Consider the following 14,448-nt stretch of genomic DNA (forward strand, 5'->3'; position numbering starts at 1 on the left):
CATATGACCATTAAAGAAATAAGGGAATTCATCAAGTCTGCTTCTGCTCATGATCCGATTCTTGAGGAATTGAAAAAGGACGAAAGAATTGGTGTCCAAAAACTATTAAAACAGATTGAACGCGAGCAGATGAAACGGGAGAAGGAAAGAGAAGAATTTGCCCTCCTTACTCAATATGAAAGAGAAATTCACCAGCAAGGATTCACCCACATTGCAGGAATTGATGAAGTGGGTAGAGGTCCTTTGGCAGGTCCTGTTGTAGCGGCTGCCGTCATTCTGCCACATGACTTCTATTTGGCGGGATTAAATGATAGCAAGAAGATAACAGAAGCCAAAAGAGAAGATTTCTATGAATACATCATGGAACACGCAATATCTGTTGGAGTAGGAATGGTACATGCGGATGAAATTGATTCCATAAATATTTATCAGGCTACAAAAAAGGCTATGAGTGAAGCGGTCGTCAGCTTGCCGGTTCAACCTGAGTATTTACTGATCGATGCGATGAAAATTCAATCACCCTTTCCGAGTCAGTCTATCATTAAAGGAGACTCGAAAAGTATATCCATCGCCGCAGCATCCATCATTGCCAAGGTGACACGTGACCGACTGATGAAGGAGTATGCAACCACCTATCCTGGGTATGCGTTTGAGAAGAATGCAGGATATGGAACAAAGGATCACTTAGGCGGGCTGGAGAAATTAGGAGTGACTCCGATTCATCGAAAGAGCTTTGCACCTGTGAAGGAACTGCTTTAGATTAGCAGCTTGTAGGACTGTATAAACAATGAATTGATTATGATTCACAATGAACGGGAGACACAGACATGAGCAATATTCATGGTATTAACAGTAACCAGCCCATTGATCAGAAGCCCTTTTCCATTCAAAGTGGAAAAGTTCTATTTATCAGCGTCCATAAGCTGTTAGGAGAGGGCAATGCATTGGTGTCAGCAAATGGTCAACGGTTTATTGCGAAAATGGAAGCGCCAATGGAAGCTGGAGAACGTTATTGGGTAGAAGTGAAACAATCTGAAATTAGAGTAAGTCTACATCTAATCCCGAACCGTGGGCAGACTGGATTAGAAATTGGAAAGCTTGCATCAGCAAATCTATTACAGCATTTCTCCATATCAACAAGTGGGAAAGAAATGAACGACTTTGTTATGGAGCTCATGAAAAAAAGCATTCCGATTCATAAAGAGCTGCTATTATTCGGACAGAAACATTTGAAAGGAAAAGATTCATCAGAAAATGTGAAAACCCTGGTTGAAATGGCTAAGAGGGACATGCCGCTTTCTGACAGGGTCTTTCTCTCGATGAGAGCGGGAACATCAACAGGCAGCCTTTTATCCATGCTAAATGAGCTGGCTTCAAAGTTAAGGGGAACTGGAAGGGATACGGACATACTTCATTTACTTACCGGGATCCAGAAACCGTTGAATAGGCTGGCGTCAGAAAAGCTTGTAATAAATGCACTATCCAGTTTAGTTGATTCTTCCGGAACTTTCTCAAATCGTTTAGGTCATTTCGATCTATTGAAATCACTAGGAGTCTTTCCAAAAGAAATTCCCATGAATCGATGGAGGGAAGGGTTAAAGACAACGGTTCTAGAAGAGGTGAAACAGTCTTCACAAGAACAGTGGGAAAGAAAGATAGAGCTTCTAAGAACCAGATTGGCGGATATTCCAGGTGCAGCACCGGGACAACTTCGAAATGAACTGGATCAGCTTCTATCTACTAATATCGGCAAGGGTCAGGAACCTCATAAACTATCTGGTACTCAAATCGATAAATGGATTAATATTTTATTGAATTCAGAGACCGTACTAAATGAAAAAACGGACAAGCCTTCCTTCCTGACAGCTAAAGAGCTCATGGGAGTGGTCGGGGAAGAAAAGTGGCGGTCCATTGAAATGAACTATATGAGGCTCTTTCAATCGTATGGAAGAGGCGCACCTTCATCCAACATGGAACGGCTATTTCACAAACTGCACCTACAGATAGAACAAGAACTCACTCAGACGATCCGTGGAGAAGAACTGGCAAGGGTGTTGAAGAAAGTAATTGGAACGTTTGGGATTAACTTTGAAGCTCAGTTACAAAAAAACGGACAAGACCTTCAGCAACAACCAACAATCAAGCAGCATCTCATTGGATTAAGTCAAAATCACCCACTCGCAGATATTCGAATGCTAGCCGATGATCTTGTTCTCAAGATGAACCACCAAGTGCTTCAATCACAGGAGAGTTCTCCTTTTCTAACAATCGTACAACAATTCCCTTTTTCTCTATTTGGACAGAGCACCGATATCACCCTTCAATGGACAGGAAAAGAGAAAGAAAAAGGTGTGATTGATGGAGACTACTGCCGGGTTTTATTTTTATTAGAGCTGTATATCATGAAAGAGACATTAATCGATATGCAGGTTCAAAACCGAGTGGTCTCCTTGACTATCTGGAATGACCACCCAAACGCCGAGAGAATGTCCAGATCATTTATTCCTGGATTAAAAGAAGGTCTGGAGAAGCTGGACTATCAATTATCCATGATAAAGGTGAAAGCTCCGGATAATCAGGTTGAGCTTTCTGATAAAATCAATGCAGAACGCTTAAAAACGTTTTCGGGAGTTGATTTAAAGATATGAAAAACCCTCATGAGAGAAAAGAAGCGATTGCTTTAGGCTACAATCAAAATAGTGAATCAGCTCCAAAGGTCCTTGCTAAAGGGAAGGGAATCATTGCTGAAAACATCTTGGCTCAAGCAAAAGACCATCAAATACCGGTACAAGAAGACAAGAGCTTACTTTCTCTTCTTGGGAACCTGGATGTAGGAGAATCAATACCTGAAGAATTATATGGCGCTGTAGCGGAGGTTTTTGCTTTTATCTACCGATTAGATCGGGATATAGAGGGAAAGGGATAATTTCTTTCTAATATACACCATGCCACTAAACGGCTTGGCACGGATTAGAATAGTAAATTATATTTTTTAAGAATAATAATTTCAAGGATAATCCCTTCAAGAACAATGGAACATATGGAGTAATTCTACTATTTAAAGTTCAGAATTTTAAAATTAATATAATATTTTTAGCATAATGGTAGACAGATATACTGTCATTTTATACAATGAAAGCGCAGTCTATTTTTTGAAGAGTTTGATAGGAGGATGGAAAATGAATATCCATGAATATCAAGGTAAAGAAATCCTCAGAAATTACGGGGTATCCGTACCAAATGGTAAAGTGGCTTTTACAGCTGAAGAGGCAGTAGAAGCGGCGAAGACATTAGATTCCAGCGTGTATGTAGTGAAAGCTCAAATCCATGCAGGTGGTCGAGGTAAAGCTGGCGGAGTTAAAATCGCTAAAAGCCTGGACGAAGTGCGTACATATGCAGATGAGTTAATCGGTAAAACTTTAGTAACTCACCAAACAGGTCCTGAAGGTAAGGAAGTAAAGCGCTTACTTATTGAAGAAGGCTGTGATATTAAGAAAGAATATTACGTAGGTCTGGTACTCGACCGCGCGACTTCCCAAGTTGTCCTGATGGCTTCTGAAGAAGGCGGAACAGAAATCGAAGAAGTAGCAGAAGAAACACCGGAAAAAATCTTTAAAGAGTATATTGATCCAGTTGTTGGATTAACAGGTTTCCAAGCGAGACGTATTGCATTCAATATCAATATTCCTCAAAAACTTGTTGGAAAAGCAGCTAAGTTCATGATGGGTCTTTACAACGTGTACGTCCAGAAGGATGCTTCTATTGTTGAAATCAATCCTTTAGTTGTAACAGGTGATGGAGACGTAATGGCATTGGATGCGAAGTTCAACTTCGATTCAAATGCATTATACCGTCAAAAAGATGTGATTGAATTACGAGATCTTGAAGAAGAAGATGCAAAAGAAATCGAAGCTTCTAAATATGACCTAAGCTACATTTCCCTGGACGGAAATATCGGTTGTATGGTTAACGGAGCCGGTCTTGCCATGGCAACGATGGACATCGTAAAGCATTACGGCGGAGATCCCGCTAACTTCCTTGATGTTGGGGGCGGTGCGACAGCGGAAAAGGTAACAGAAGCATTTAAAATCATTCTTTCTGATGAAAACGTTAAAGGTATATTCGTCAATATCTTCGGTGGAATCATGAAATGTGATGTTATTGCAACAGGCGTTGTAGAAGCAGCTAAGCAAATCGGTCTTCAAGTTCCACTTGTGGTTCGTCTTGAAGGTACAAATGTTGACTTAGGAAAAGAAATCCTTAATAAATCAGGATTGAATATCATTGCAGCTGAATCTATGGCGGACGGCGCACAAAAAATCGTTGAGCAAGTAGGCTGAGAAAGGCGGGGGACTAATGAGCGTATTTATTAATAAAGATACCAAGGTTGTTGTACAAGGGATTACAGGATCAACAGCTCTTTTCCATACGAAGCAAATGCTTGAATACGGTACACAAATCGTGGCAGGTGTAACACCTGGAAAAGGCGGAACTGAGGTTGAAGGCGTACCTGTTTTCAATACAGTTGAAGAAGCAAAGAAAGCAACTGGCGTAAATGCATCCGTCATTTATGTTCCTGCTCCGTTTGCAGCAGATGCAATCATGGAAGCGGTAGATGCCGAGCTTGATTTGGCAATCTGTATTACTGAACATATCCCGGTATTGGATATGGTGAAGGTTAAGCGTTATATGGAAGGCAAAAAAACACGTCTTGTAGGACCGAACTGTCCAGGAGTCATCACTCCTGAAGAGTGTAAAATCGGGATCATGCCTGGTTACATCCATACGAAAGGTCATGTAGGGGTTGTTTCACGCTCTGGTACACTTACGTATGAAGCAGTTCACCAGCTTTCACAAGCGGGAATCGGTCAATCAACGGCAGTCGGTATCGGTGGAGACCCTGTGAACGGAACAGACTTTATCGATGTATTGAAAGCATTCAATGATGATGAAGATACGTATGCCGTCATCATGATTGGTGAAATCGGCGGTACTGCTGAAGAAGAAGCTGCAGAATGGATTAAAGCCAACATGACTAAGCCTGTAGTAGGATTCATTGGTGGACGTACAGCTCCTCCAGGAAAACGTATGGGCCATGCAGGTGCGATCATTTCAGGTGGTAAAGGGACAGCTGATGAGAAGATTCGCGTTATGAATGAATGCGGAATTCAAGTTGCTCCTACACCTTCAGATATGGGCGAAACATTAATAAAGGTTCTTAAAGAAGAAGGAATCTTAGATAAGTGTAAAACTCATTAATCATGTATTGAGACTGATGGCATTCAAGCTATCAGTCTCAGTTTTATATTCTCTATTAAACATATTCAGGAGGTAATAAATGAAAGAACATCGTCATATACTATTTCATATTCATCATTGTCGGGGAATTGGATTGAAAGGAACAAAAAGAATACTAGAATCCCTCCAGAAATTTCACTCTATCTTTGATTTATCCCCTTCCACTCTTCAACAGATAACCCTTTCTACTGCTGTCAATTCAGACCTCTTCTTTAAAGATCTTCATTCCTTTAATTCAGACCGATACAAAAAGCTTTATTCGGAAAATGATATAGACTGGATCACACTTTTGGACGAAGACTACCCTGCTCTGCTAAGAAACGTATACGATCCCCCCTTTCTTCTCTTCTTAAAAGGAAACAGGAATCTCCTTCATGCTCCAAAGAAATTGGCTATTATCGGATCGAGAAATGCCACCACTTATACAGATAAAATTCTTCGCGATATGATTCCACAGCTGGTGAAGAAAGAGGTAGTCATTGTAAGTGGCCTGGCGAAAGGTGCCGATACGGTGGCTCATAACGAAACGATTCAATCAGGAGGTCAAACGATAGGTGTCCTTGGTGGAGGTTTTAACCACATTTATCCGAAGCAAAATGAAGGACTGGCCCGTTATATGATGAAGCACCAGCTTCTCCTATCTGAATATCCCCCTTATATTAAACCTGAAAAATGGCACTTTCCCTTTAGAAATAGGATCATCAGCGGTCTTTCCGATGCAGTTCTTGTTACGGAAGCAAGAAAAAAGAGCGGAACATTCATCACCGCTGATTATGCATTAAATGAAGGAAGAGAAGTATTGTGTATACCAGGATCCATATATGAGCCGTTAGCAGAAGGAACCAACAGTCTGATACAGGAAGGTGCGAGAATTGTCTTATCAATAGAAGATATTTTTTCAGAACTGGGAGTATAAATTAGGAAAATATGATATAGAATCTTTTAATAACGCAGGGTTTTTCCCATGAAAGATTGAATAATTACAAGTTATTTATACAAAATGGTTGCAATTATTGTGAAACTGTTATACATTTTGCAACAGGTATCTAAAACTATATATAAGAGAAATAAATCGTTAAAAGTAGTGATTATCTAAACTGATATCAATTCTATACCTATGTGAATGAAAGTGTAAACGTTTCCGTTTCACTTGGATCATAAACATTCCAAGGTGCTATAAACAGTGATTATTTCCCTCTTTAAGGAGGCTTATTGGATGGCAGATTATTTAGTAATAGTAGAGTCGCCGGCAAAGGCGAAAACAATTGAGCGTTATTTAGGAAAAAAATATAAGGTCAGGGCTTCAATGGGCCACGTCAGAGACTTACCGAAGAGTCAAATGGGCGTAGATGTAGAAAACGAATTTGAACCCAAGTATATAACGATACGCGGTAAAGGCCCTGTATTAAAAGAATTGAAAACCGCAGCAAAAAAAGTCAAAAGAATCTTCCTCGCAGCTGACCCCGACAGAGAAGGAGAAGCCATTGCCTGGCATTTGGCTCACAGCCTGGACATGGACACCACTTCCGACTGTCGTGTGGTATTCAATGAGATTACGAAGGATGCGATTAAAGAGTCTTTTAAGCATCCACGCGCGATCAACATGGATTTAGTCGATGCTCAGCAGGCACGCAGGATTTTAGATCGATTAGTGGGTTACAACATCAGCCCGCTCCTTTGGAAGAAAGTTAAAAAAGGTCTGAGTGCAGGGAGAGTGCAATCCGTCGCCCTAAGATTAATTATTGACCGGGAAAATGAAATCAAAGGCTTTACTCCAGAAGAGTACTGGTCAATAGAAGCTGAATTCACTAAAGGGAACGATACATTCCAGGCATCGTTTTACGGAATGGACGGTAAGAAGGTTGAATTGAAGACCGAAGAAGATGTGAAAGAAGTGCTTGGTAAAGTAAAAGGGAAGTCCTTTGAAATTAACAAAGTAACAAAAAAGGAAAGAAAACGGAATCCTGCTCCGCCATTTACCACTTCTTCACTACAGCAGGAAGCAGCGAGAAAATTAAATTTCCGTGCAAAGAAAACCATGATGCTTGCCCAACAATTATATGAAGGAATTGAAATGGGGAAAGAAGGCACGGTTGGTTTTATTACTTATATGAGAACCGACTCGACTCGTATTTCTGAAGTGGCTCAAAAAGAAGCGAACGAATACATCGTCAATAAATATGGAAATGACTTTGTTAAACTGTCTGAGCGTAAAGAGAAAAAACAACAAAAATCTCAAGATGCCCACGAGGCCGTCCGTCCAACAAGTACATTAAGGGATCCGGCTTCAGTGAAAGAATTTCTTTCAAGAGATCAATACAGACTTTATAAATTGATTTGGGAACGATTTGTAGCAAGTGAAATGTCCCCGGCAATAATGGATACGATGAGTGTTGATATTGTAAATGGTTCAGTCATGTTTAGAGCAACAGGCTCTAAAGTGAAGTTTCCAGGCTTTATGAAAGTGTATGTTGAAGGATCTGATGATCAGAAAGAAGAAAAAGATAATCTTCTACCAGCCTTGGAAGAAAATGATAAAGTGAAAAGTGAAAGCATCGACCCAAATCAGCACTTCACTCAACCACCACCAAGGTATACAGAAGCAAGGCTCGTTAAGACCCTTGAAGAACTGGGTATTGGCCGGCCTTCCACATATGCCCCGACTCTCGATACAATTCAACGAAGAGGCTATGTAACACTGGATAATAAGCGTTTCATCCCGACTGAACTGGGGGAAATCGTCTTAGAACTGGTGAGAGAGTTCTTCCCGGATATCATTGACGTCGAGTTTACGGCAAACATGGAGCGGAGCCTGGATGATATTGAAGACGGCAATGTGAAGTGGGAAAGAATCATCGACCGCTTTTATCAGGATTTTGAAAAGCATTTAGAAAAAGCGGAAAATGAGATGGAAAAAATCGAAATCCGCGATGAACCTGCCGGTGAAGATTGTGAAGAATGCGGACATCCAATGGTATTCAAAATGGGTCGATATGGAAAGTTCATGGCTTGCAGTAATTTTCCTGACTGCAGAAATACTAAGCCGATCGTCAAGGAAATCGGTGTGAAATGTCCAAAATGTGAAAAAGGTAATATCATCGAACGAAAAAGCAAGAAGAAGCGTATTTTCTACGGTTGTGACCAATATCCTGAATGTGACTTCTTATCATGGGATAAGCCGATTGAACGTAAATGTCCGAAGTGCTCAGAATTACTTGTAGAGAAAAAGCTTAAAAAAGGTAATCAAATTCAATGTACGAATTGTGATTATAAAGAAGAACCTCAGAAATAGTGTGAGTTTCCTATTCCTCTGATCAATAAAAAAGATTGATTGTTGAACAATGAACTTATACAATGTAACAAGGGACTGTCCCAACAGGTGATTTCTCTATTATCTGTTGGGTCAGCCCTTTTCTGTTTGCATTTAGTCAGTAGGACAAATTCTCAATATGCTTTTGTCTTTTTTATCTTTGTGCATTGGTGTACAATACAATTTGGTTAAGAGGATCGATTTACAGGAGGTTTATATAGATGCCAGTAAATGTTATTGGAGCAGGGTTAGCTGGAAGTGAAGCTGCTTGGCAGATTGCGAAGAGGGGAATAAAGGTTAACCTTTTTGAAATGAGGCCGGTACGTCAAACACCTGCCCATCATACAGATAAATTTGCAGAGCTTGTTTGCAGTAATTCGCTTAGAGCGAATACATTAACCAATGCTGTTGGTGTATTAAAAGAGGAAATGCGGAAATTGGATTCCGTCATCATGTCAGCAGCCGATGCCTGTTCCGTTCCTGCAGGAGGAGCATTGGCCGTGGATCGTCACGAATTTGCAGCCCATGTCACAGACAAAGTGAAGAATCACCCGAATGTCACGGTATATAATGAAGAGGTTACGGATTTACCCGAAGGGATCACCATCATAGCAACAGGACCACTTACAAGTGAGAGTCTTTCAGAGAAAATCAGAAAAGTAACGGGAGAAGAACATTTATATTTCTACGACGCAGCCGCCCCGATCATTGAGAAAGATTCCATTGATATGGACAAAGTGTATTTGAAATCCCGGTATGACAAAGGGGAAGCGGCATACTTAAATTGCCCGATGACAGAAAGTGAGTTCAATCGTTTCTACGAAGCCCTTATTTCAGCTGAAACGGTGCCTTTAAAAGAATTTGAAAAAGAAATATTCTTTGAAGGCTGTATGCCGATAGAAGTGATGGCATCCAGAGGGAAGAAAACCATGTTATTTGGTCCTTTAAAACCGGTGGGATTAGAAGACCCTAAAACAGGTAAACGACCATATGCTGTTGTCCAGTTAAGGCAAGATGATGCAGCAGGAACACTTTACAATATTGTGGGCTTCCAAACACATTTAAAGTGGGGCCCACAAAAAGAAGTGCTTCAATTAATTCCTGGACTAGAGAGTGCGGAGATTGTCCGTTTTGGGGTGATGCACAGAAATACCTTCATCAACTCTCCCAATGTTCTTAGGGATACCTATCAACATAAAGAAAATGAGAACCTGTTTTTTGCCGGGCAAATGACTGGAGTGGAAGGTTATGTGGAATCTGCTGCCAGCGGGCTGATCGCGGGAATCAATGCAGCGAAATTGGCTATAGGTGAATCACCCGTGGTATTCCCTCATGAAACAGTGATTGGAAGTATGGCAAGATATATTACGACGGCCAACAAGAACAACTTCCAACCGATGAATGCTAACTTCGGTCTACTCCCTGATTTGCCCAAAAAGGTCAAAGGCAAAAAAGAGCGTAATGAGCAACACGCCAATCGGGCATTAGAAACAATTCAGAACTTTGTGAAAAAAGTGTAAAATTCATTGCAAGGGCAGCTGGGTTGTGTTACTATTTAGTAGCCCTTGTGAGGTGTTAAAAATGAAAAATCAATTATATGAACAATTACAATCCTTTACTGAATATATACAAATAGAAAAGCATTATTCTGCTCACACTTTTGAACAATATCGTCATGATATTGAAGAGTTCTACGTATTTATGAAAGAACAAGGTTTAAGTTCATTAAAAGATGTCGAGTATTCTGATGCGAGACTTTTTTTAACTAAGTTGCATGATCATGGTTTAATGAGATCTTCCATTTCAAGGAAAGTATCCAGTTTAAGAAGTTTTTATCGTTACTTAAATCGGGAAAAGCAGCTCACCGAAAATCCATTTTCCTTTGTGAATCTTCCTAAAAAAGAACAGCGATTGCCTAAATTTTTTTATGAGGAAGAAATACAAGCATTGTTAGAAGCGTGCGGAGGAGACAAGCCTTTAGACATTCGCAACCGGGCCATCTTTGAACTTCTTTACGCTACCGGTATTCGCGTAAGTGAATGCACAAGCATACAACTGAAGGACTTAGATTTAGGGCTTTCCACAATCCTTGTTAAAGGTAAGGGTAACAAAGAGAGATATGTACCATTTGGAAGCTTTGCCCACGATGCAATAGAACAATACATAACAGAGTCCCGGCCTAAGTTGATGAAAAATCAAACTCATACCCAATTGTTGGTCAATCATCGTGGAGGAGCATTAACCCAAAGAGGGATACGTCTTATCTTAAATAAAATGATCGAAAAGGCTTCCTTGACCGGGAAAATCCATCCACATATGTTAAGACATACGTTTGCCACGCATTTACTTAATAATGGTGCCGATTTAAGAACGGTTCAGGAACTACTTGGACACTCACAATTATCATCAACTCAAGTATATACTCATGTATCGAAGGATCAATTGAGAAAAACATATTTGGCACATCATCCACGTGCTTAGAAGAGTTGGAGGTCAGGATATGGAACAATTCCACGCAACCACTATTTTTGCCGTACAGCATAAAGGCAAATGTGCGATGTCCGGGGACGGACAGGTGACATTTGGTAATACAGTTGTGATGAAGCATACAGCAAAAAAAGTACGGAAGCTATTTAATGGCAAAGTATTAGCGGGTTTTGCCGGGTCTGTTGCCGACGCATTCACATTATCAGAAAAATTCGAAGGGAAACTTCAGGAATTTAATGGGAATCTCCCTAGAGCAGCTGTTGAATTAGCGAAAGAGTGGAGAAGCGACAAGGTCTTAAGAAAGCTTGAGGCGATGTTGATTGTAATGGATGAAAATCACTTGCTGCTAATCTCCGGTACTGGTGAAGTGATTGAACCGGACGATGGGATTTTAGCCATTGGATCAGGTGGTAATTATGCATTATCTGCGGGGAGAGCGTTAAAACAATACGCAGGTGACTATTTATCCGCCAGGGAAATCGCTCAGTCTTCCCTACAAATCGCTGCTGATATATGTGTATATACAAATAACCAAATTATTGTTGAAGAGCTGTAAACATTAATCATCAGATTGAAATTTTATATTCTTTTACACTATAGGGAAAGTAAGGAGTGTGCCATTTGATGAAGAGTACTGATCACTTAACTCCAAGGCAAATTGTTGAACGTCTCGATCAATATATTGTAGGACAGAAAGATGCAAAGAGAGCGGTAGCTGTAGCATTACGAAATCGATATCGCCGTAGCCTTCTTTCTGATGTATTAAAGGATGAAGTGATTCCAAAGAACATTTTAATGATGGGACCAACCGGGGTCGGGAAAACAGAGATTGCCAGAAGGATTGCCAAGCTTGTCAGAGCTCCTTTTGTAAAAGTAGAGGCAACTAAGTTTACTGAAGTCGGCTACGTTGGACGTGATGTGGAATCAATGGTGAGGGATTTAGTCGAAACATCTGTCCGCCTGGTGAAAGAGGAGAAAATGGTAGGGGTGCGTGAAAGAGCAGCTGAAAATGCTAACCGCCGCTTAGTGGAACTTGTTGTACCATCTAAGAAAAAGGCCACTTCTTACAAAAACCCATTTGAAATGATCTTTGGTGGTAATCAGACTCAGGGCACCTCGGATGAAGAGGAAGAAAAGCAAGAAGAGATTTCCCTTCAAGAGCAAAGGCGCAGAGTGGAAACAAGGCTTCAAAATGGTGAACTCGAAGAGGAGTTCATCACGATTGAAGTAGAAGAGCAGCAGCCTTCCATGTTCGATATGCTTCAAGGCTCCGGTATGGAACAAATGGGCATGAATATGCAGGATGCTATGAGCAACTTTATGCCAAAGAAAAAGAAAAAACGCAAGTTAAAGGTGAAAGAAGCAAGGGTCGTTCTTACAAATGAGGAAGCTCAAAAGCTTATTGATATGGATGAAGTAACCCAGGAGGCAATCGTGCGTGCAGAACAATCAGGAATCATCTTTATCGATGAAATTGATAAAATAGCAAGCAAGAGCTCTGGCCAATCTTCAGCCGATGTTTCGAGAGAAGGGGTTCAGCGAGACATCCTTCCTATTGTAGAAGGATCTACGATTGTCACAAAGCATGGTTCAGTGAAAACAGATCACGTCCTTTTCATTGCCGCAGGTGCCTTTCACATGAGTAAACCATCCGATCTTATTCCGGAATTACAAGGACGTTTTCCAATCAGGGTGGAACTTCAGAAGCTATCTACAGAAGACTTTGTGCGTATACTCGTTGAACCTGATAACGCAATCATTAAACAATATATTGCTTTAATGGAAACAGAAGGTATACAAATTGAATTTTCTGACGAAGCTATTCGTAGACTTGCTGAAATTGCCTATGATGTAAACCAGAACACGGATAATATAGGAGCGAGAAGACTTCATACCATTATGGAAAAACTTCTCGAGGACCTTTCCTTTGAAGCTCCGGACATTACATTGGAAACAGTTAATATCACACCTAAGTACGTGGATGATAAATTAGGGGCCATAGCTAAGAATAAGGATCTGAGTCAGTTTATTCTATAAGTTTTCACCTTCGTTCTATTGGGTAAAGATAGATGAATCAATTAGAATACAAAATTTAATAATAGATACACTTAAGTTGTAGTAGGAGGAAATGTAATGAATTTATTAGGTAAAACAAGAACCATTAATGCTATGCTGCAAAAAGCAGCGGGTAAACCAGTTAACTTTAAAGAAATGTCAGAAACACTTAGCAAGGTCATTGAAGCAAATGTATTCGTTGTAAGTCGCCGAGGGAAATTACTTGGCTACGCCATTAATCAGCAAATTGAAAATGAGCGAATGAAACAAATGCTTGCAGATCGTCAATTTCCTGAGGAGTATACTCAAAACCTGTTTAATGTTCAAGAAACTTCTCCAAACCTGGATGTTAACAGTGAATATACTGCTTTCCCTGTTGAAAATAGAGAATTCTTCAAAAATGGGCTAACGACAATCGTTCCTATTATTGGTGGAGGTGAAAGACTGGGTACATTAATTCTTGCCCGTCTTGAAGCAAGCTTCGAAGATGATGATCTGATCATGGGTGAATATGGTGCAACTGTAGTAGGAATGGAAATTCTTCGTGAAAAAGCAGAAGAAATTGAAGTGGAAGCCAGAAGCAAGGCTGTCGTGCAAATGGCGATCAGTTCTTTATCTTACAGTGAGCTTGAAGCGATTGAGCATATCTTTGAAGAGTTAAATGGTAATGAAGGTCTTTTGGTTGCTTCTAAAATTGCCGATAGAGTGGGAATTACCCGTTCAGTAATCGTCAATGCCCTTCGTAAATTAGAAAGTGCGGGAGTAATTGAGTCTCGTTCCCTGGGAATGAAAGGTACTTACATTAAAGTATTAAACAATAAATTCTTAGTTGAGTTAGATAAGCTTCGTACAAATTAATCCAATGAAAAGCTGTTCCTGTTAAATGGGAACAGCTTTTTTATTTGGTTACCATAATACTTGCTTCTGAAGGCATCCTCCGCTTTTGTGTCATCCAGCTACGGGGCTTAGAGGCTCGAGGTCATAAGCAAAGCCGACCCAAAAGGCAAGGAGCGCCTTTCAGGTCGGCTTGACTTATGCTTGTCGCCTCTGGGCAAAGCCCCTCCGCATTTGTAGTGCAAATGGGCGGAAATGTCTGATTGTTAAGGGAAAATAAGTCGAATGGACTATTGGTAATCTCTCATAAGGTATTGTCATATATGGCACGAATAGTACAATAAAGTTACAACAATGTTACGACTATATTCGACATTTTGGTTGATTAAGATGACAAAGTGAGTAATATGATGCCATTCACCTCTTGGAAGGTGATGTTTTCGTGTGCAAAAGAGTGTTATAAG

The 14,448-nt window shown here is 40.4% G+C and carries 12 protein-coding genes; all 12 read left to right on the forward strand.

Annotated features, from left to right (window positions below; all coding sequences use genetic code 11):
- Positions 1–3: 3 nt before the first annotated feature.
- Positions 4–759, forward strand: a complete 756-nt coding sequence (locus tag RSX31_RS02925) for a ribonuclease HII (RefSeq protein ID WP_315633525.1) — start codon at positions 4–6, stop codon at positions 757–759.
- 68 nt (positions 760–827) lie between these two features.
- On the forward strand, positions 828–2,648 hold the full coding sequence (locus tag RSX31_RS02930; RefSeq protein WP_315633211.1) for a hypothetical protein: 1,821 nt from the start codon (positions 828–830) through the stop codon (positions 2,646–2,648).
- Positions 2,645–2,926 carry an EscU/YscU/HrcU family type III secretion system export apparatus switch protein gene (locus RSX31_RS02935; RefSeq protein ID WP_148968723.1) on the forward strand — a complete coding sequence of 94 codons (282 nt, stop codon included), beginning with the start codon at positions 2,645–2,647 and terminating at the stop codon, positions 2,924–2,926. The genes RSX31_RS02930 and RSX31_RS02935 overlap by 4 nt, the downstream gene beginning before the upstream one ends.
- A 253-nt stretch (positions 2,927–3,179) precedes the next feature.
- Complete coding sequence (gene sucC, locus RSX31_RS02940) at positions 3,180–4,340, forward strand: ADP-forming succinate--CoA ligase subunit beta (protein WP_148968724.1); 1,161 nt, start codon at positions 3,180–3,182, stop codon at positions 4,338–4,340.
- A gap of 16 nt (positions 4,341–4,356) precedes the next feature.
- On the forward strand, positions 4,357–5,259 hold the full coding sequence (sucD, locus tag RSX31_RS02945) for a succinate--CoA ligase subunit alpha (protein WP_315633213.1): 903 nt from the start codon (positions 4,357–4,359) through the stop codon (positions 5,257–5,259).
- Positions 5,260–5,338: 79 nt separating this feature from the next.
- A complete protein-coding gene (dprA, locus tag RSX31_RS02950; RefSeq protein WP_315633215.1) occupies positions 5,339–6,214 on the forward strand; it encodes a DNA-processing protein DprA in 876 nt (291 codons plus the stop codon).
- Between the two features lie 300 nt (positions 6,215–6,514).
- Positions 6,515–8,590 carry a type I DNA topoisomerase gene (topA, locus tag RSX31_RS02955; protein WP_148993599.1) on the forward strand — a complete coding sequence of 692 codons (2,076 nt, stop codon included), beginning with the start codon at positions 6,515–6,517 and terminating at the stop codon, positions 8,588–8,590.
- Between the two features lie 239 nt (positions 8,591–8,829).
- Positions 8,830–10,128, forward strand: coding sequence for an FADH(2)-oxidizing methylenetetrahydrofolate--tRNA-(uracil(54)-C(5))-methyltransferase TrmFO (trmFO, locus tag RSX31_RS02960; protein WP_148993600.1), 1,299 nt, complete (start codon positions 8,830–8,832; stop codon positions 10,126–10,128).
- 61 nt (positions 10,129–10,189) lie between these two features.
- On the forward strand, positions 10,190–11,089 hold the full coding sequence (xerC, locus tag RSX31_RS02965; protein WP_148993601.1) for a tyrosine recombinase XerC: 900 nt from the start codon (positions 10,190–10,192) through the stop codon (positions 11,087–11,089).
- Positions 11,090–11,108: 19 nt separating this feature from the next.
- Entirely contained in the window at positions 11,109–11,651 is a 543-nt protein-coding gene (hslV, locus tag RSX31_RS02970) for an ATP-dependent protease subunit HslV (protein WP_282137999.1), read from the forward strand.
- Between the two features lie 68 nt (positions 11,652–11,719).
- Positions 11,720–13,132 carry an HslU--HslV peptidase ATPase subunit gene (gene hslU / locus RSX31_RS02975; protein ID WP_148994267.1) on the forward strand — a complete coding sequence of 471 codons (1,413 nt, stop codon included), beginning with the start codon at positions 11,720–11,722 and terminating at the stop codon, positions 13,130–13,132.
- Positions 13,133–13,228: 96 nt separating this feature from the next.
- Positions 13,229–14,008, forward strand: coding sequence for a GTP-sensing pleiotropic transcriptional regulator CodY (gene codY / locus RSX31_RS02980; protein WP_148968731.1), 780 nt, complete (start codon positions 13,229–13,231; stop codon positions 14,006–14,008).
- Positions 14,009–14,448 lie beyond the last annotated feature (440 nt).

Origin of the sequence: Rossellomorea yichunensis, from assembly GCF_032337515.1 — a bacterium.
GTDB classification, from domain to species: domain Bacteria; phylum Bacillota; class Bacilli; order Bacillales; family Bacillaceae_B; genus Rossellomorea; species Rossellomorea yichunensis.

Bases quoted from the DNA above. Each gene is read 5' to 3' on its own strand.
- topA (WP_148993599.1), top strand. From the start codon at position 6,515: ATGGCAGATTATTTAGTAATAGTAGAGTCGCCGGCAAAGGCGAAAACA.
- sucC (WP_148968724.1), top strand. From the start codon at position 3,180: ATGAATATCCATGAATATCAAGGTAAAGAAATCCTCAGAAATTACGGG.
- hslU (WP_148994267.1), top strand. From the start codon at position 11,720: ATGAAGAGTACTGATCACTTAACTCCAAGGCAAATTGTTGAACGTCTC.
- RSX31_RS02930 (WP_315633211.1), top strand. From the start codon at position 828: ATGAGCAATATTCATGGTATTAACAGTAACCAGCCCATTGATCAGAAG.
- sucD (WP_315633213.1), top strand. From the start codon at position 4,357: ATGAGCGTATTTATTAATAAAGATACCAAGGTTGTTGTACAAGGGATT.
- hslV (WP_282137999.1), top strand. From the start codon at position 11,109: ATGGAACAATTCCACGCAACCACTATTTTTGCCGTACAGCATAAAGGC.
- trmFO (WP_148993600.1), top strand. From the start codon at position 8,830: ATGCCAGTAAATGTTATTGGAGCAGGGTTAGCTGGAAGTGAAGCTGCT.
- dprA (WP_315633215.1), top strand. From the start codon at position 5,339: ATGAAAGAACATCGTCATATACTATTTCATATTCATCATTGTCGGGGA.
- xerC (WP_148993601.1), top strand. From the start codon at position 10,190: ATGAAAAATCAATTATATGAACAATTACAATCCTTTACTGAATATATA.
- RSX31_RS02925 (WP_315633525.1), top strand. From the start codon at position 4: ATGACCATTAAAGAAATAAGGGAATTCATCAAGTCTGCTTCTGCTCAT.
- RSX31_RS02935 (WP_148968723.1), top strand. From the start codon at position 2,645: ATGAAAAACCCTCATGAGAGAAAAGAAGCGATTGCTTTAGGCTACAAT.
- codY (WP_148968731.1), top strand. From the start codon at position 13,229: ATGAATTTATTAGGTAAAACAAGAACCATTAATGCTATGCTGCAAAAA.